The following is an 18,277-nucleotide window of genomic DNA, read 5'->3' as shown; positions in this document are numbered from 1 at the left end:
CGGAAATAGAGAGTTAAAGCCTGCCGCAGCAAGGCTGAAAAGGGAGTGGCTAATTTGGTTTTTGATTTTTCGAAACTGGGAAGCGCAAAATCGAAGCAGGCTCCCACGGACCCTATCAAAATCTTCGAATCGCTTCCCAGTTTGAAAGGAACGCCCAACGATCTGTGGCGCGGCCAGGATCGGGCGCTTTCCGGCTGGAACGATGTCCGCGCCAAAAATGATGTCCTGATCTCGCTGAACACCGGCGCGGGCAAAACGATCGTGGGCCTGCTGGTCGCCCAAAGCTTGGTGAACGAAGGAGTCGACAACGTAATCTATGTTTGCTCGACCATCGACCTTGTAAACCAGACCTCCAACGAAGCCGAGCGCATCGGTATCGATCACACGACACGCGTTTATAGCTCCTATTCGAACGAACTCTTCGAAACCGGAAAAGCGTTCTGTATCACTACCTATTCGGCGCTTTTCAACGGCCATAGCTCGATCAGAAGGCGTTATTTTCCGGGCGCGATCATTTTCGATGACGCCCATGTCGCTGAATCGACCCTGCGCAGCGCGTTCACGATCAGGATCGATATCCGCGACCAGGAAGACCTGTTTGGCGAGATAGCGGACCTATTCGAACCCCACTTCAAGGAACTGGGCATACGCTCACGCTTTCGGGACAGCCTGAGCCTCGGACACCATTCGACCGCATTCGTTGCTCCCGGCGGCCTATATGAGCGAAGCGAACGACTCCGGGAGATATTCAACCGGCACAAGCTTGGCGAACATGCCGATCTGAAATACCCCTTCGCATGGCTGGAGGATAATCTCGACGCCTGCGCTGCATTGTTCACGCGCGGCGTTTTTGAAATCGGCCCTCCGTTTCTGCCGTCTCTCGCTCTGGATATTTTCGAGCAACCGCTCCGCCGCGTGTATCTTTCCGCAACACTACAAAGCCAGACCGAGTTCGTTCGCGCGTTCGGGCGCTTACCCAAAGCCACGGTCATGCCCTCAAATGATGCGGGCAATGGCGAGCGGCTGATTATCAACGGCCGTCGTGTCAAAAAGGGGCTGGGGCCTGATTTTGTCAGCAAGCTTGTCGATACGCGTAAGGTCGTGATCGCGATTCCGGATTACGGCGCCGTGACCAAATGGGAAGATGTCGCCAAACCGCCGGAAACGGAGAATTTTTCCAAGGAGCTTGCTGAGTTTAGGAAGGTGAAGCAGGGTGCCTTCGCCTTGGTGTCTCGCGTGGACGGGATCGACCTCCCGCATGAAATATGCCGGATCATGGTCGTTGACGGTCTCCCGTCTGGCATGTCTCTGGTCGAGCGATTCCAGTGGGAATATCTCCGCATGAAAAATGTCCACGCGGTGCGCGTGGCGAACCGGCTCGCCCAGCTTTTCGGACGGATCAACCGGGGCCGGAATGACTATGGCGCTTTTCTGCTGGAGGGGGAGGATATCAACAAGTGGCTGGACAATGATAGAAACCTGTCGCTGCTTCCGCCGCTGCTTCAGAAACAAGTCCATGTCGGAAGGGAAGTGCATGATTCTGGCCAGCTCGAAAGTCAGAAGGATGTCATCGCCTTGGTCGATTCCGTTCTTGGCCGTGATAAGGGGTGGTTGGATTATTACGAGCGCGAGGTGAAGCTCGGCGAGTTGGACAAGGATCAGCTAGCACGGGCCGAGGCCGCCGAGCCGTTTCTCGTTGAAGCAGCCTTGTCCGAAGCGCGCTACGCGGCTGCGATGTGGGGCGGAGATCCAGCCACGGCCCGGCGCGAGTTGGAAAAGACGGTCGATCAAACTGCCACGCATGATACGCCATTGGGGGGATGGCATGCCCTGTGGCTGGGCGCCGCCTACGAGCGCGAAGGCGATCGGGATGCGGCGCTGCGAGAATATGCGATCGCGATGAAGCGTCTCGGCCGGTCGATGACGCTTCCCAGGGCGACCGTGCAGACCGTCAAAAATGACGGGCAGGAACTCAATGAATTCGGCAAGTCGATATGGGATTTGCTCAGCCATGCCGCGGGGGCGAAATACGAAAAGGAACTCGCGAAGTTCACCAAGCCTCTCGCCCTCATTGATAGCGGCACGCCCAATCAGGCCGAAGCCGGCATGCGAGCGCTGGGCGAATTGCTCGGCTTCACCTCGACACGACCGGACAATGATGAAGGCATCGGACCAGACGTTCTTTGGCGGGATGAGAAGAACGCACATATGCTGGCGTTCGAACTGAAGACCGACAAGGACGAGCCGGGTGCCTATTCGAAAGATGATATCGGTCAGGGCCACAACCACATCGAATGGTTGGAAAAAAACTATTCCGATTTCGATCTTCTCGGTCTGCTGTTCGTGGGACCAGATGGGGCCGCAAGTAACAAGTCTTCACCATCAGAAGAGATGGGACTGTGCTGCACCCCCAGCGCAGTGACGCTGCGTGACGCCGTTCTCGCCCTCGCCGAAGACATGCGCAAGAAGACCCCCATGGAGCGTTTCATTGCCATAAAGACAGAGACGGACCGGCCCTTTTGGAGCCTGGAGAAGATATACGAACGCTTGTATGACAAGCAGTTCTAGTCGTTAACTTAGGACGCATCCGCCTCTGAGAGGCGGATGCGCTACTTCTTGTATCTAACCGACTGTTATCGATTAGTGCCGACATTATGAACGACGTCGTCTACGCCTCCTGCCTTGGCGCAATCTCACCAGCCTGCTAGTCACATTTCCGCGCTGCGAGGGCAGCGCCGGGCTTCACAACCCGACGGAACGAAACCGCTCTCGGAAACCCCGGTTTCCGGGGTGTCGCCGTGCATGTCCAGGCCGTTAGGTTAAAGACGGCGGCGCATGTCGTTTCGTCATGTTGTGAAGCCCCGGCGGCTCCCGCGTCCAGTGCGCGGGAGTTCGGTGCTTTCACATCGTGTCTTCCGATTGACCCAGTTTGGTTGCAATTGTCTGATCGGGGACCTGCCATGGACGAACCGCGCGATTTTCTGGACGAGATTTACGACCCCGCCGCTATCATGGCGCGCATCGGGCACCTACCGGTGCAGGCGCAGCAAGAAATCGAGCAGATTAGCCGCATTGTTCGCGGGGCCTTCGGCTATGGCGAAGGAGTGATGCCGGAACAGGGCCGGATCGTGCGCATCACGCTGACCGGTCCGTGCGGCGACCGTCAAGCGAAAGGCAGCGCGATCAAGGGCTATGATTTTCAGATCACTGTCAATCTGCCCGAATGCGCTGATGACGTACATTGGCGCTTCGCGCGCCGGCTGGTCGCTTCCGAGATCGACACCCACCTCGTGAATCTAACAATAGATGCAACCGGCGAATCGATCGGGATCATTCTCTACGATGCCGGGACGGACTTCCCGCTCAACGCGCGGGAATTGTCTCTCCGCCCGTAATGCCGGTTCCTCCCGGTGAGGACCGGCAGGGACATTCGAGGATGTTTCAGGACGATCAGGGGTATCACTCTCGTTCCCTAACCTGACGCAGCCTTGGCTTCGTTCGCGCCGCCTGTCGCGGCCCGCGAGTCGGAGCCAGCATCATGACCCCCACCAAACTGCTTGTCGGGCAGATATTCATCGTTTTCGCCATCGTCATCCTCGGCGTATGGGCGGCAACCCAATGGGCCGCGTCGATGCTGGGCTATCAGGCCCAACTTGGCTTGCCCTGGATCATCGTCCTCGACATTCCGGTCTACCGGCCCTGGGACCTGTTCCGCTGGTGGTATCATTTCGAGGCTTATGCCCCGGAGGTGTTCGACAAGGCCGGAGCACTCGCTGGAGCCAGCGGTTTTCTTGGATGTGCTTCAGCCATTGGCGGATCGCTGTGGCGGGCAAGGCAGAACCGCAATGTCACCACCTATGGTTCCTCGCGGTGGGCATCGCGTGGCGAGATCGCGAAGGCGGGTCTGTTCCATGACGCGGGTGTCTTTCTCGGTCGCCATCGCGGCGATTATCTGCGCCATGACGGGCCGGAGCATGTCATGGCCTTCGCGCCGACCCGTTCGGGCAAGGGTGTCGGACTTGTCGTGCCAACGCTGCTGTCATGGACCGGCAGCGCCGTGGTTCACGACATCAAGGGCGAGAACTGGACGCTGACGGCAGGGTGGCGTTCGCGCTTTTCGCATTGCCTGCTGTTCAATCCGACCGATCCGCGTTCGGCGCGCTACAATCCGCTGCTCGAAGTCCGCAAAGGCCCGGACGAGGTTCGCGACGTCCAGAATATCGCGGACATATTGGTGGACCCCGAAGGCGCGCTGGAGCGTCGTTCGCACTGGGAGAAAACCTCTCACAGCCTGCTCGTCGGCGCGATCCTCCACGTTCTCTATGCGGAGGAAGAAAAGACGCTGGCCCGCGTCGCCACCTTCCTGTCCGATCCCCAGCGGTCGTTCGCCCACACGCTGCGGCGGATGATGGCGACCAACCATCTCGGCACCAAAGAGCATCCGCAGGTCCATCCCGTCGTCGCCAGCGCGGCGCGCGAAGTGCTGAACAAGTCGGAGAACGAACGCAGCGGCGTCCTCAGCACCGCCATGTCGTTCCTCGGCCTCTATCGCGATCCCACCGTGGCGCAGACCACGGCGGCCTGCGACTGGCGCATCACCGATCTTGTCGATGGGCCGGTGCCGGTATCGCTCTATCTGGTCATTCCGCCATCGGACATTTCGCGCACCAAGCCGCTTGTGCGCCTGGTGTTGAACCAGATCGGCCGCCGCCTGACCGAACGGCTGGAAGGCGATCCGAAGAAGAGCCGCAAGCATCAACTGCTGATGATGCTGGACGAGTTCCCGGCGCTTGGCCGCCTCGACTTCTTCGAGACGGCGCTCGCCTTCATGGCCGGCTACGGCATCCGCGCTTACCTGATAGCCCAATCGCTCAACCAGATCAGCAAAGCCTATGGAGAGAACAACGCCATCCTGGACAATTGTCATGTCAGGATCGCGTTTTCGTCGAACGACGAGCGAACCGCGAAGCGGATCAGCGACGCACTTGGCACCGCCACCGAATTGCGCGCGCAGCGTAACTATGCGGGGCATCGCCTCGCGCCCTGGCTCAGCCATGTCATGGTATCGCGGCAGGAGACGGCCCGGCCACTGCTGACTCCCGGCGAGGTCATGCAACTCCCGCCCGCCGACGAACTGGTGCTGGTGTCCGGCCTCGCGCCGATCCGGGCGAAGAAACTGCGCTATTTCGAGGATCGCAATTTCACCGCTCGCGTCTTGCCGCCGCCCAGCCTCGATAGCGGCGATGGCGTCTATGTCGATCGTCCCAGACCCCGCCCTGACGATTGGGGCAGCGAAGTGCGCGGCCTGCATGAAGGGCTGGCCGCCGCCGCCGAGGCCGAGGGTGCTGCCTTCGATGAAGAAGCCGAAGGTGGCTTGCAGCAACAGCGCCACCCCGGACTTCCGGAGGAGCAGGCCACAAAGCCGGTCGAGCGCGAGCAGGACGCCGTCCCCGGCGACGACGACGATAGCGATCCTGCCGCCGACCGGCGCGCGATGACCAGCCTGAGCAATGTCGCCCGCGCCGTCGCGATGAATGAAGGCAAGCAGCGCAGCAGCGACATCCTTCCCAGCTTCGGAGGGGACCGGTGATGCGGAACCGCGACAAGGTGCGCTATCAGCTTTTCCTTGAGCCGAAGCTGGCCGATCGGCTGGAAGAAATGGCCGCCAGACCCGGCGTCGCGCGCTCCGACATACTGGTGGCCGCGCTCGACGCCTGGCTGACCCGGCAGGGCAGTCACGAACTGGACGACCGCTTCGGCGGACGGCTGGACCGGATGAGCCTCCAGCTTGGCCGGCTCAGCCGTGATGTTCAGGTGCTTCTGGAAAGCTTCTCGCTCTTCGTCCACCAGCATTATTGCCTCACAGCCCAGCTTCCCGAACCCGACGCCGCCGCGCGCGCCATCGGCCGCGACCGCTTCGACAGGTTCATCGAGCAGATCGGCCTCCAGATGGCGGCAGGCGCCAGGCCGCTCACGCAGGCCAGCGAGGTCCGGCCATGAACGGTTTTGTCAACGCGACCGCGCAAAGCCGTCGCCACGCTATGCTGCGCACGGCGATGGGGCCGCAGATCGCGGCGGCGCTCGCTGATCCCCTCGTCATCGAGATCATGGTGAACCCGGACGGCGCGCTACGGCTGGACCGGCTCGGGCAAGGGCGCGTCGATACCGGCGCACGGCTGGAGGCCGCCGAAGCCGAACGCATCATCCGGCTTGTCGCCAGCCACGTGCGGGCGGAGGTTCATGCCGGTGGGCCCATCGTCAGCGCGGAACTGCCTGAGGGCGGCGAGCGGTTCGAGGGACTGTTACCGCCGGTGTCGGCCGCCCCGTGCTTTTCTATCCGCAAGCCCGCTGCCCGCATCCATCGCCTCATAGACTATGTGGCCGATGGCATCATGCGCGCGGAGGTTGCGTTGGCGCTCTCGGGCGCCGTGGTCGAGCGCAGGAATATCCTCGTCGCGGGCGGCACGTCATCGGGTAAGACCACGCTGGCGAACGCGCTGCTTTCCGAGATGGCGACGCTCGACGAGCGGGTGATTATCATCGAGGACACGCGCGAGCTGCAATGCGCTGCGCCCGATACGGTAGCCCTTCGCACCAGGCCCGGCATCGTCGGCATGACCGATCTTGTCCGCTCCACCCTGCGCTTGCGCCCCGACCGGATCATCGTCGGCGAGGTGCGCGGCCCTGAAGCGCTCGACATGCTCAAAGCGTGGAACACGGGTCACCCCGGCGGCATCGCCACCGTTCACGCCAATAGCGCGCGCTCCGCGCTCTACCGGATCGAACAGCTTGTTTCGGAGGGCGTCGTCACTGTCCCGCGCCGCCTGATCGCGGACGCGATCGACATGGTGGTGTTCATCTCCGGCCGGGGAACCGGCCGCAGGGTCGAGAGCGTGGCCGAGGTCCGCGGTCTCGATAGCGACGGCGATTACGCCGTCACCGACCTCGCCATCCCCCACCGCACTGGAGACTGACATGCATAGCTTTAATCCCCCCGTCTACACACGCCTGCCGCAACGGCTTGCGCTCGTTGCCGCCGCCGCCCTGATCTTTCCCGTCGCTGCGATGGCCTCGGGATCGGGCATGCCCTGGGAAGAACCGCTGCAACAGGTTCTCGAATCCGTTCAGGGTCCGGTCGCCAAGATCGTCGCCGTCATCATCATTATCACCACCGGCCTCGCGCTGGCGTTCGGCGAAACATCGGGCGGCTTCCGCAAGCTGATCCAGATCGTGTTCGGCCTGTCGATCGCGTTCGCGGCCAGTTCCTTCTTCCTCAGCTTCTTCAGCTTTGGCGGCGGAGCGCTGGTCTGATGGCGGGAACCAGTCCCATCGCCGCAGGTGGCCATATCGCCAATGGTCATATTGATGGTTTCGAAGTGCCGCTTCACCGCGCGCTCACCGAACCGATCCTGCTGGGCGGCGCGCCGCGCGGTATCGCGATCCTCAACGGAACGCTGGCGGCGGCGATGGGGCTGGGCCTCCAGCAATGGATCGCCGGGCTGCTGCTCTGGCTCGCCGGGCACAGCCTCGCGGTGTTCGCCGCCAAGCGCGACCCGGATTTTGCGTCCGTGATCGCCCGTCACCTTCGCCAGCGGGGATATCTGACATGCTGAACCTCAAGGAATACCGCAATGCCGCCGACCGGCTGGCCGACCACCTTCCCTGGGCGGCACTGGTCGCTCCCGGTGTGGTGCTGAACAAGGATGGCTCCTTCCAGCGCACCTTCCGCTTTCGCGGACCGGACCTTGAGTCCGCCACCGAAGCCGAACTGATTTCGGTCTGCGCCCGCGCCAACAATGCGCTTCGCAGGCTGGGCAGCGGATGGGCGTTGTTCTTCGATGCTGAACGCATCGAGGCGCTGGGCTATCCCGACAGCGATTTTCCCGATCCCGCATCATGGCTGGTGGACGAGGAACGGCGGGCGCATTTCGACGGGCGGCGCGGCCAGCATTTCGAGAGCCGCTATCATCTGACCATTTGCTATCTGCCGCCCGCCGATCAGGTGAGCCGGGCGGAACGGGCGCTGTTGGAGCGCGAGGTTCCGCAGGAGGGACGCGACTGGCGGCAGGAGCTTCGCGCGTTCATCGCGGAGACCGAGCGGCTATCGGATCTTCTCACCGGCATCATGCCGGAGGTGCGCGCACTGGACGATGCCGAGACGCTGACATTCCTGCACGGCTGCATATCCGCCAAGCGCCATCCGGTCGCGGCGCCGGACACGCCAATCTATCTGGACGGCCTATTGGTCGATACGCCGCTATCGGGCGGCATCGAACCGATGCTGGGCGACAGCCATCTTCGCACGGTGACGGTGATGGGATTTCCGGGCGCGACGCGGCCCGGCATCCTCGACGCGCTCAACCATCAGGACTTCGCCTACCGCTGGACGACGCGCTTTATCGCGCTCGACAAGACGGCTGCCAACAAGACGCTGACGAAGATCAGACGGCAATGGTTCAACAAGCGCAAGTCCATCGCGCAGCTCATGCGCGAGGTGATGATGAACGAGCCGGTTCCGCTAACCGATAGCGACGCCGACAACAAGGTGGCCGACGCCGATCTGGCCTTGCAGGCATTGGGCGGCGATCATGTCGCCTTTGGTTACTATACGGCGACGATCACCGTATCCGACCACGACCGCGCGGCGGTCGACGAGAAGGTCCGCATTGTCGAGCGGATCGTCAATGGCCTGGGGTTCACCTGTATCCGCGAAAGCGTCAATGCCGTGGAGGCTTGGCTGGGAAGCTTGCCGGGCCATGTTTACGCCAATGTCCGCCAGCCTCTCATTCACACCCTGAACCTGGCGCATCTGATGCCGCTGTCGTCGGTGTGGGCCGGACCGGCGCACAACGATCACCTTGCCGGTCCGTCTTTGCTCTATGCCGAGACCAGCGGATCGACACCGTTCCGGCTCAGCACACATGTTGGCGATGTGGGCCATATGCTGATCGTCGGTCCGACCGGCGCGGGCAAGTCCGTCCTACTTGCGCTGCTCGCCTTGCAGTTCCGCCGCTACGAGGGCGCGCAGGTCTATATGTTCGACAAGGGACTGTCCGCGCGCGCCGCCGTGCTGGCGATGGGCGGGGAGCATCATGCGCTAGGCGAGAGCGACGCACTGGCGTTCCAGCCGCTCTGCAACATTGATGATGACGGTGAACGGGCATGGGCCTCCGAGTGGATCGCGGCTCTGCTCGCACATGAGCGCGTCGATGTAACGCCGGAGGTCAAGGAGGCGCTCTGGTCCGCGCTCACCAGCCTGGCCAGCGCTCCGCCGGAGGAACGGACGCTGACCGGGCTATCGGTATTGCTCCAGTCCAATGCGCTCAAATCCGCATTGATGCCCTATACGCTGGAAGGCCCGTTCGGTCGGCTACTGGATGCCGCGGAAAACAGCCTCGCATTATCGGACGTGCAATGCTTCGAGACCGAAGCCCTGATGAACACCGCCGGCGTCGTGCTGCCGGTCCTGACCTATCTGTTCCACCGACTTAAGGAACGGTTCGACGGGCGGCCGACCTTACTCGTGCTGGACGAAGCCTGGGTGTTCCTCGACAACCCGCTGTTCGCCGCCCGCATCCGCGAATGGCTGAAAGTTCTCCGCAAGAAGAATGTCAGCGTGGTGTTCGCCACGCAATCACTGGCCGACATTGCCGACAGCAGCATAGCGCCCGCGATCCTTGAATCCTGTCCGCAGCGGATATTCCTCGCCAATGACCGGGCGATCGAACCGCAGGCCCGCACCGCCTATGAGCGGTTCGGCCTCAATTACGCCCAAATCGAGCTGATCGCCCGCGCGACGCCGAAGCGGCATTATTATCTCCAATCGCGGCGCGGCAACCGCCTGTTCGAGCTGGCGCTTGGCCCGGTCGCACTGGCGCTAAGCGGCGCGTCCGATCCCGAAACCCAAAGCCTGATCGACGGCCTGCTTGCCGAACATCCATCGGAGCCGTTCGCCGCCGCCTTCCTTCGTGCGCGGGGTCTCGGTTGGGCCGCAGACCTGCTCGCCGGTTTTCCCGGCGCGGGCGCGGCTGCCCCCAATCCTTCCACCACCCAGCAGGAGTTACCCCTATGAAATCTCGTATCTTCGCCGCGTGCCTTGCGGCCACCGCCATTACCGGCGCGGCTATCGTGCCGATCGCGCCCGCCCACGCACAGTTCGGCGGGGTGGTGTTCGATCCCAAAAATTATGCCCAGAATCTGCTCACCGCCGCGCGCACGCTCACCCAGATCAACAACCAGATTCAGGCGCTCCAGAATCAGGCGTCGATGCTGACCAACATGGCCAAGCATCTCCAGCGCCTCGACTTCTCGTCGCTCAGCCAGATCACCCGGTCGATGCAGCGCATCGACACGCTGATGGGTCAGGCTGAAGGCATTGCCTTCGATATCGCCTCCACCGACGACGCCTTGCGCCAGCAGTTTCCGGCGGTGTTCGATACCGGGCTATCGACCAGCGACATCGTGGCGCAGGCGCGCGCGCGATTGCAAACGTCGATGCAGGCGTATCGGCAGACCATGCGCGTGCAGGCGCAGGTCGCGGAAAATGTGCAGGCCGACGCCGGTTTGCTGTCCGAACTGGTTAGCCAAAGCCAATCCGCGACCGGTAGTTTGCAGGTCGGCCAGGCCACCAACCAGCTTCTCGCGCTCAGCACGAAGCAGCACCTTCAGATCCAGCAGATGATGGCGGCGCAATATCGCGCCGACTCCCTCGAACGCGCCCGTCAGCAACAGGCACTCGAAGCCGCACGCGAACGGACGAAGCGCTTCATCGGCTCCGCCGACATCTACACGCGCGACTGACCGCGCACGGCAAGGCGGCTGACCATGAACCCCGACCTCAACATCATCGACAGCTTCCTCGAAGCGTTCATCAGCTACATCGACAGCGGCTTTGGTCTGCTGTCCGGCGATGTCGCGTTCCTCACGACGGTGCTGATCGGCATCGACGTGACGTTGGCCGCGCTGTGGTGGGCGATGGACAACGATCAGGATGTGCTGGGCAAGCTCATCAAGAAGACGCTCTATGTCGGGGCCTTCGCCTTCATCATCGGCAATTTCAGCACGCTGGCCGATATCATCTTCCAGAGCTTTTCCGGCCTCGGCATCACGGCGGGCGGCGGGGGCGTATCGGCCGACGATCTGATGCACCCCGGCGCGATCGCCGGCACCGGCTTCACCGCCGCACATCCGCTGCTCGATCAGGTGACGGAGATGTCGGGGTTTCCGGAGTTCTTCGGCAACTTCCTCAGTATCGCGGTGCTGCTCATCTGCTGGCTGCTGGTGGTGCTTGCCTTCTTCATCCTCGCCATCCAGCTTTTCATCACGATCCTGGAGTTCAAACTGACCGCGCTGGCCGGCTTCGTGCTCGTGCCGTTCGCACTGTGGAACAAGACCAGCTTCCTCGCCGAGCGCGTGCTGGGCAATGTCGTGTCGTCGGGTATCAAGGTCATGGTGCTGGCCGTCATTATCGGCATCGGCACCAATCTGTTCGGCGAACTGACCGCTCTCGTGGGCAGCGAACCGGAGATCGCCGAGGCGCTGAGCCTGCTGATGGGCGCTCTCACCTTGTTCGGGCTTGGCATCTTCGGTCCCGGCATTGCGTCCGGCCTTGTCTCCGGCGCACCGCAGCTTGGCGCGGGGGCAGCGGTCGGTACGGTCGCTGGCGCAGCGCTGGCGACAGGCGGCGCGGCCATGCTGGGTGCGCGCGGCGCGATGGCGGCCGGTCGCGGCGGCATGGGTGCGATCAAGGCCGGCACGGCGATGGGTTCAGCGGCGCAGGCGTCCTACCGGCTTGGGCAGGAAACCTCGGGCAGCGCGAGCATCGGCGCGGGTCTTGGCGGCATGGCGACCGCCGCTGGTGGCGCCGCATCGCAGGGCATGAAAGCCGCCGCATCCCGCATCGCCAGTCCCATTCGTGCGAGCGCCGAACGTGGCCAACAGGCCGCATGGAACGCGGGGCGCACATCACCTGCACCTGCCGTTGCTTCTGCCGGCGCCGTATCTGATCCCACGCCTGCCTGGGCGCAGAGCCTGCGTACGCAGCAGACCGCCCGGCATCAGCGCCACATGGCGATGCAGACGATCAAGGACGGCGATCGTCCGGGCGGCGCAGCCAATCCAGACCTTAGCCAGAAGGAGTAGTATTCCATGATCTTCAAGCGATCCGTCCAGCGTTATGGGCATACCCCGCAGCCCGAAACCCCTTATCAGCGCGCGGGCCAGCTATGGGACGAGCGCATCGGTTCCGCCCGTGTGCAGGCCCGCAACTGGCGACTTGTCGCCTTCGGATGCCTTGGGCTTACTGGCGTCCTGATCGGGTCGAACGTCTGGCAGTCGATGCAAAGCCGCGTCGCGCCCTATGTGGTCGAGGTGGACCGGCTGGGCGAAGCCCGCAGCGTCGCCCCGGCGATACAGAACTACCAGCCCACGGACGGCCAGATCGCATGGCACCTGGGTCGTTTCGTCAGCAACGTGCGCTCCGTCTCCACGGACCCGGTATTGGTAAAGCGCAACTGGCTGGACGCCTATGACTTAGCGAACGACCGGGCCGCACTGTTCCTCAACGAATATGCGCGCAGCAACGATCCGTTCGCCGGGATCGGCCAGCGCAGCGTCTCGGTGCAGGTGACGAGCGTGGTCCGCGCCTCCGACAGCAGCTTTCAGGTCAAATGGACCGAGAGCATCTATGAGCGGGGAAGCCTTGCCAAGACCGAGCGCTGGACGGCCATGCTGACCGTGACGATGCGTCCGCCCCGGACCGCTGATGCACTCCGCAAGAATCCGCTCGGCCTGTTCGTCAATGCGATTGACTGGGCGCGCGAACTGGAGGGTCAGCCCGCACCAGCCGGGCCGCAAGCTCAGCGCCAGCAGCAGCCTTCGACAGCGACAGCCGTGCCGCAGGTGCCGTCCACTGTTCCCACGCCATCCGTCACCGCCGTTCCGGCCACTGAAGCCGCGCGGGTCCCGGCGACGCCCGCCAGTCCCAACAATGAAGGAGAACCCGGACAATGACCCGGACGATTATCCTATCCGCGTTCGCGCTGGCACTCACCGCCTGCGCGGGCAAGACCCCGCCGCCCGCGATCACCTATGATGCCGCCGACTTCCGGCCCGCCGCCATCGAGACCGAGCCGCCCCGGCCGGTCGAGATCGTCGAGCAGCCCGTGCCGCTACCGCTTCCCGGCCAACTCATGCCGCCGCCATCGGTAAAAGGCGAGACGCGAGAACCGGCCGCGCGCATCGAAGCCGCCAACCGGGCCGCCACGCGCGAGCCATCGAGCTCGGGCTATCTCAACGCGGTGCAGGTCTATCCGTGGACCGAAGGAGCGTTGTATCGGCTCTACACCGCGCCGGAGCGCGTGAGCGACATTGCCTTGCAGCCGGGCGAAAAGCTGGTCGCCGTATCGGCGGGCGATACCGTGCGCTGGATCATTGGCGACACGACGAGCGGCGCGGGAGATAAGGCCCGCGTGCATGTGTTGGTGAAACCATTTGCGCCAGGTCTTGGAACGAACATGGTCATCACGACCGACCGTCGCGCCTATCACCTCGCGCTCGAAAGCACCGACCGCACGGCGATGGCTGCGATTAGCTGGACCTATCCGCAGGATCGGCTTGTTGCGCTTCGCCGCCAGAATGCCCGAGCGGAGGATGCTCGCCCGGTTGCGGAGAATGTCACGCTCACCAATCTCAGGTTCCGCTACGAGATCACCGGCGATAGCCCGCCGTGGCGGCCGATCCGGGCATGGGATGATGGCGCCAAGGTCTATATCGAGTTTCCTGCGCGGCTCGATCAGGGCGAGGCGCCGCCGCTGTTCGTCGTCGGCCCGCTGGGCGACACCCAGTTGGTCAACTACCGCGTCAGCGGCCATCACTATATCGTCGATCGTCTGTTCGCGGCGGCCGAACTGCGCCTTGGCGAGAAGCCGCAGCAGGTCGTGCGGATCAGCCGGACGGATGGCCGTAGCGGGAGGGCGCGGAAATGACCGTACCACCCGTTGAACCAATCCCGCCCGTCGATCCCGCCGCGGCTGATGCAGCAGCGCCGGATGTCGCGCCCACTGTGCCACCGCGTAAGGCACCGCCCGAGGCGCTCACCCTGCGCGCCGCACCACGCCGCGTGGTGCGGTTCAAGCGCGGCGTCATCATCGGCGGCGCAGCGGCCGGATCGCTCGCCATCGCCGCTGTTGCATGGATGGCCCTGGGGCCGAAGCCGCTTCGGCTTGTCGATGCGAGCGACAAGGCGATCACCGTGCGCCATACACCCGCAGATCAGGTAATGAACCTGCCCGGCACTTATGGCGAGGTTCCACCGGGGGTTCCGGTCCTTGGCCCGCCGCTCCCCGGTGATCTTGGCAGGCCCATTCTTGACAGGCAGCGGCAGCTTGAGGCGGGCGGCGTCATGCCCGGTGACAGCGCCATGCCGCCTGCGATGACTCCAGAAGAACAGGCGGCGGAAGCGGAGCGCCAGCGGATCGCCGCGCAGGCGGCACAGGCCCGCGAGGCGGGCGTCATGGTGCAATCTTCGGGCCGTACAGCGACTGCGGTTGCAGGCGCTGCCGCCGACATGGCGACCAGCGCCGCGCCCGCTGCCGATCCGACACAGGCTGATCGGCTGGCGCTCAACCCGGGCACCGACCCGAACAACCAGCAACGCAAGCTCGACTTCATCGGGCAATCGGCATCGGGCGGAATCTACAACGCCCATGCACTCCAGACCCCGGCATCGCCGTATCAGGTGATGGCGGGTAGCGTGATCGCGGCCAGCCTGCTCACCGGCCTCAACTCCGACCTGCCCGGCATGGTCGTGGCGCAGGTGACGGAGAATGTCTTCGATACCGTGACGGGCCGAACCTTGCTGATCCCGCAAGGGTCGCGCTTGATCGGCAGTTACGATAGTGTCGTGGCGTTCGGGCAGAGCCGCGCCTTGCTGGTGTGGCAGCGGATCATCCTGCCCGATGGCAGTTCCATCCAGATCGACAATCTGCCCACTACTGACGCGGTGGGCTATGCGGGCTTGTCCGACAAGGTTGATTACCACACCTGGCGTTTGCTCAAGGGCGTGGCGCTATCGACCCTGTTGGGCGTCGGCACCGAATTGTCGATCGGAGGCGACGAGAGCGATCTTGTACGGGCGCTTCGGCAGTCCACGCAGCAGTCCGCCAATCAGGCGGGGCAACAGATCGTATCGAAGAATCTCAACATCCAGCCCACCATCACCGTCCGCCCCGGATGGCCGCTTCGCGTGATCGTTCACCGCGATCTGGTCCTGCGGGAATGGCGCGGGCGCTGACAGGAGACGCCACCATGCTCAAACTCGCCAGGCTTCCCGACCGTACGCCGGTCAAGATCGGGATCACCGTTACGCCGGACCTCGATGCGGACTTGCGGGCCTATCTGGATATTTATCGCACCGCCTATAGCGACAAGGCCGCGACGGTCGCGGACCTCATACCGGCAATGCTCGAATCCTTCCTTGCCAGCGACCGGGCGTTCGCCAAGGCCCGCAAGGAAGCGGAGGCTGCGACATGAGGCGTCGCCGCGAGATCGGACATTTCAAGCGGTCGAAGCAGGGCGGCTGGGAGGGCGAAATCCAGACCCTCACCATCCAACGGAAAGTCCGCTTGATGCCCAATGACAATCGCGTGGCTGACAGTGATCCGGCGTTCCGGGTCATGCTGGGCTGGCAGGCGATCGGGGATGCCTGGGAACGGCAGTCGCGTGCCGATCCGCCGCGCGACTATCTGCGCGTGCGGATCGACGATCCACTTTGCCCGATCAGCGCGGCGCTGTTCCCCGATGACGAAGGGATGAAAGCAACATTGGTGATGAACCCTATGCCTGCGCACGCGGCAAGGCAGACAGTCGAATGAACCGCGATCGACCGGACAATGGGATGGCCGAGTGGTCGGGCGAAGGCAAGGCGCGGCATAGTCGGCGCTTTTCCGACGCGCTGGTGGAGAAAGCCCGACGTGTTTTCCAGAAGCGCACCAGCAGGAAGCTGACCAATGAGGATGCCCGGCAGATGCTCGAAAATCTGACCGGCTTTTTCCGCGTGCTGCATGAGTGGGACAGGGCGCAGGCAAAGGGTGACGCGGATACCTTCCGCAAGAACGGCAAGAATGGCCAGCGTTGACGAGAATCGGCATCAATGATATCATTGCCATCATTTTCGTTGCAGAGGTTTGGCATGTCCCGCGCCCTTCAAGTCCGTAATCTCGACGATGACCTTATCCAGCGTTTGCGCCAAAGGGCCGCGCGCCATGGTCGTTCGGTCGAAGCTGAGCATCGGGAGATTTTACGTCAGGCTCTGTCCGCCGAGGTCGATCCCTCATTCGGCGACCTGGCCGCCGAAATGCGCGCGCTGACCGCCAAGCGGCGGCAAACGCCTTCCGAAACGCTGTTGCGCGAAGGGCGCGAAGAACGGTGACTCGGCTGGTCATAGATGCCAGCGTTGCCGTGAAATGGGTGGTGACGGAGGACGGCACGGAGGAAGCCGTGTCGCTGCTCTCGCGCCATCGCCTGTCCGCGCCTGACTTGCTGGTCGCCGAATGCGCGAACATCCTTTGGAAGAAGGTACGCCGCTCCGAGTTGACGGTGCAGGAGGCGATGGTCGCGGCAAAGATCATCCAGCGGGCCGATGTGGAACTTCACCCCATGCGCGCGCTCATGGAGCCGGCCGCGAAGCTGGCTATTGACCTGGACCATCCAGCTTATGATTGTATCTATCTCGCGCTCGCAATGGCCCATGGATGGCAGTTCGTGACCGCCGATGCGCGGTTCCTCAACAAAGCGCGTCAATCGTCGCCAGCCGTGGCGCAATCCGTCCTTTCATTGGAGGAAGCGGCAGGCGGCAGCGGAGAACGGCACTAGCCGTAAGTCAGGAGCATCGGCATGGCGAAGACAGCAAGGACTAGGGCGAAGCAGAAGCGGCCGGAAATGCAGGCCATCCCCAAGGCGGTGATCTACGCGCGCGTCTCGTCCCGCGAGCAGGAGCGCGAGGGCTTTTCTATTCCCGCCCAGCTCAAGCTTTTGCGCGATCACGCCGAAGCCAACGGGCTCACCGTTGCAGCCGAATATGTGGACATCGAGACCGCCAAGCACAGCGGCCGCACCAATTTCGGCGAGATGATCCGTTTCCTCCGCAAGAACAGCACGGTGCAGACCGTCCTCGTGGAAAAGACCGACCGCCTCTATCGCAACCTGCGTGATTGGGTGACGATCGACGAACTGAATGCCGAAATCCATCTGGTGAAAGAGGGCGTCGCGCTTTCGCGGGAATCCCGGTCCTCCGAAAAGTTCATGCACGGCATCAAGGTCTTGATGGCGAAGAACTATATCGACAATCTCTCCGAAGAGGTCCGCAAGGGCATGTTGGAGAAGGCCGAGCAGGGCTTGTGGCCGAGTGCCGCGCCGTTCGGATATCGGAACATCGTCGGCCCGGACGGCAAGAAGGGGATTGCGGTCGAGCCCGATCAGGGGGTGATTATTACCCGCCTGTTCGAGTGGTATGCGACGGGCGGCTATTCCTTGAAGGAAATTGGCGCGATGGCTCGCAAGGAGGGCCTCGCCTATCGCAAGAGCGGGCGCGCGGTGCCCGTCAGCACTGTCCATAAAATCCTGCGGAGCCGCCTCTACACGGGCGAGTTCGAGTGGCTGGGGAAGGTCTATCAGGGCAACCACGAGCCGCTCATCTCGAAGGACCTATGGTTTTGCGTTCAGGACATTCTTGACGGCCGCAACAACAAGACCCGGCATCCCAAGACAGGCGGCGGCGTGCGGGAGTTCGCCTTCACCGGCCTCATAAGCTGCGGCCATTGCGGTTGTGCCCTTACGGCCGAGATCAAGAAGGGCAAATACATCTACTATCATTGCACCGGCTACCACGGGAAATGCCCTGAAAAGTTCGTCCGCGAGGAAATTCTTGAGGAGCAGTTCGCGGGGCTGCTGCGGAAGCTGCGGATCGACGAGGAAGTCTACGACCTTATCGTCCAGGCGCTCCGGGACAGCTTCGAGGTCGAGCGGCGCGACCATGACGAGGCGGTCACGAGCCTTCGGTCTGAGATCGATCGGCTCCGTAATCGGCTGGAGGCTGTGTATGTCGATAAGCTGGACGGCACCGTGACCGAGGATTTCTACCGGCGCGTGTCGGCGCAGTGGCGCGATGAACTGGATCGCTGCCAGCGCGACCTGGCGCGGCATCAGGACGCCAGCAACGACTATATGGATGAGGGTGTCGCCTTGCTGACGCTGGCGCGCAAGGCGCACGGATTGTTCG

General features: G+C 63.1%; 18 protein-coding genes and 1 pseudogene. All 19 read left to right on the top strand.

Going from position 1 to position 18,277, the window contains the following annotated elements; translation table 11 throughout:
- Positions 1 to 45 precede the first annotated feature (45 nt).
- Positions 46 to 2,568: a DEAD/DEAH box helicase family protein gene (locus V2S85_RS02605; RefSeq protein ID WP_330701301.1), complete on the top strand. Its 2,523-nt coding sequence runs from the start codon at positions 46 to 48 to the stop codon at positions 2,566 to 2,568.
- 392 nt (positions 2,569 to 2,960) lie between these two features.
- A complete protein-coding gene (locus V2S85_RS02600) occupies positions 2,961 to 3,395 on the top strand; it encodes a hypothetical protein (RefSeq protein ID WP_330701300.1) in 435 nt (144 codons plus the stop codon).
- Positions 3,396 to 3,538: 143 nt separating this feature from the next.
- A complete protein-coding gene (locus V2S85_RS02595) occupies positions 3,539 to 5,590 on the top strand; it encodes a conjugal transfer protein TraG (protein ID WP_330701299.1) in 2,052 nt (683 codons plus the stop codon).
- A complete protein-coding gene (locus tag V2S85_RS02590) occupies positions 5,590 to 6,000 on the top strand; it encodes a CopG family transcriptional regulator (protein ID WP_330701298.1) in 411 nt (136 codons plus the stop codon). The genes V2S85_RS02595 and V2S85_RS02590 overlap by 1 nt, the downstream gene beginning before the upstream one ends.
- The gene (gene trbB / locus V2S85_RS02585; RefSeq protein ID WP_330701297.1) at positions 5,997 to 6,974 is read left to right on the top strand and encodes a P-type conjugative transfer ATPase TrbB; all 978 of its coding nucleotides are present in this window, start codon (positions 5,997 to 5,999) and stop codon (positions 6,972 to 6,974) included. The genes V2S85_RS02590 and trbB overlap by 4 nt, the downstream gene beginning before the upstream one ends.
- Position 6,975: 1 nt before the next feature.
- Positions 6,976 to 7,311, top strand: a complete 336-nt coding sequence (locus V2S85_RS02580; RefSeq protein ID WP_330701296.1) for a TrbC/VirB2 family protein — start codon at positions 6,976 to 6,978, stop codon at positions 7,309 to 7,311.
- Positions 7,311 to 7,613, top strand: a complete 303-nt coding sequence (locus tag V2S85_RS02575) for a VirB3 family type IV secretion system protein (RefSeq protein WP_330701295.1) — start codon at positions 7,311 to 7,313, stop codon at positions 7,611 to 7,613. Before V2S85_RS02580 ends, V2S85_RS02575 begins: the two co-directional genes overlap by 1 nt.
- Positions 7,607 to 10,072: a conjugal transfer protein TrbE gene (gene trbE, locus V2S85_RS02570; RefSeq protein WP_330701294.1), complete on the top strand. Its 2,466-nt coding sequence runs from the start codon at positions 7,607 to 7,609 to the stop codon at positions 10,070 to 10,072. Before V2S85_RS02575 ends, trbE begins: the two co-directional genes overlap by 7 nt.
- Complete coding sequence (gene trbJ / locus V2S85_RS02565) at positions 10,069 to 10,800, top strand: P-type conjugative transfer protein TrbJ (protein WP_330701293.1); 732 nt, start codon at positions 10,069 to 10,071, stop codon at positions 10,798 to 10,800. Before trbE ends, trbJ begins: the two co-directional genes overlap by 4 nt.
- 24 nt (positions 10,801 to 10,824) lie before the next feature.
- Positions 10,825 to 12,141, top strand: a complete 1,317-nt coding sequence (gene trbL, locus V2S85_RS02560; RefSeq protein ID WP_330701292.1) for a P-type conjugative transfer protein TrbL — start codon at positions 10,825 to 10,827, stop codon at positions 12,139 to 12,141.
- A gap of 6 nt (positions 12,142 to 12,147) precedes the next feature.
- Positions 12,148 to 13,011 carry a conjugal transfer protein TrbF gene (gene trbF, locus V2S85_RS02555; protein WP_330701291.1) on the top strand — a complete coding sequence of 288 codons (864 nt, stop codon included), beginning with the start codon at positions 12,148 to 12,150 and terminating at the stop codon, positions 13,009 to 13,011.
- Positions 13,008 to 13,985 (top strand): P-type conjugative transfer protein TrbG, encoded by a 978-nt coding sequence (gene trbG / locus V2S85_RS02550; protein ID WP_330701290.1) that lies wholly within the window; start codon positions 13,008 to 13,010, stop codon positions 13,983 to 13,985. Before trbF ends, trbG begins: the two co-directional genes overlap by 4 nt.
- Positions 13,982 to 15,292, top strand: a complete 1,311-nt coding sequence (locus V2S85_RS02545; RefSeq protein ID WP_330701289.1) for a TrbI/VirB10 family protein — start codon at positions 13,982 to 13,984, stop codon at positions 15,290 to 15,292. Before trbG ends, V2S85_RS02545 begins: the two co-directional genes overlap by 4 nt.
- Positions 15,293 to 15,306: 14 nt before the next feature.
- Entirely contained in the window at positions 15,307 to 15,531 is a 225-nt protein-coding gene (locus V2S85_RS02540; protein ID WP_330701288.1) for a DUF2274 domain-containing protein, read from the top strand.
- A complete protein-coding gene (locus tag V2S85_RS02535; protein WP_330701287.1) occupies positions 15,528 to 15,872 on the top strand; it encodes a DUF736 domain-containing protein in 345 nt (114 codons plus the stop codon). Before V2S85_RS02540 ends, V2S85_RS02535 begins: the two co-directional genes overlap by 4 nt.
- Positions 15,869 to 16,135 carry a hypothetical protein gene (locus V2S85_RS02530; RefSeq protein WP_330701286.1) on the top strand — a complete coding sequence of 89 codons (267 nt, stop codon included), beginning with the start codon at positions 15,869 to 15,871 and terminating at the stop codon, positions 16,133 to 16,135. The genes V2S85_RS02535 and V2S85_RS02530 overlap by 4 nt, the downstream gene beginning before the upstream one ends.
- Positions 16,136 to 16,189: 54 nt before the next feature.
- Positions 16,190 to 16,429 (top strand): FitA-like ribbon-helix-helix domain-containing protein, encoded by a 240-nt coding sequence (locus V2S85_RS02525; RefSeq protein WP_330701285.1) that lies wholly within the window; start codon positions 16,190 to 16,192, stop codon positions 16,427 to 16,429.
- The gene (locus V2S85_RS02520) at positions 16,426 to 16,872 is read left to right on the top strand and encodes a type II toxin-antitoxin system VapC family toxin (RefSeq protein WP_330701284.1); all 447 of its coding nucleotides are present in this window, start codon (positions 16,426 to 16,428) and stop codon (positions 16,870 to 16,872) included. The genes V2S85_RS02525 and V2S85_RS02520 overlap by 4 nt, the downstream gene beginning before the upstream one ends.
- A gap of 21 nt (positions 16,873 to 16,893) precedes the next feature.
- Positions 16,894 to 17,889 (top strand): annotated as a pseudogene (locus V2S85_RS27235) (recombinase family protein); the annotation flags it as partial.
- Positions 17,890 to 18,277 lie beyond the last annotated feature (388 nt).

This window comes from Novosphingobium resinovorum (assembly GCF_036352595.1).
GTDB lineage: Bacteria > Pseudomonadota > Alphaproteobacteria > Sphingomonadales > Sphingomonadaceae > Novosphingobium > Novosphingobium resinovorum_B.
The sequence above is the reverse complement of the archived record's forward strand: the minus strand, read 5'-3'. Positions and strand labels throughout refer to the sequence as shown.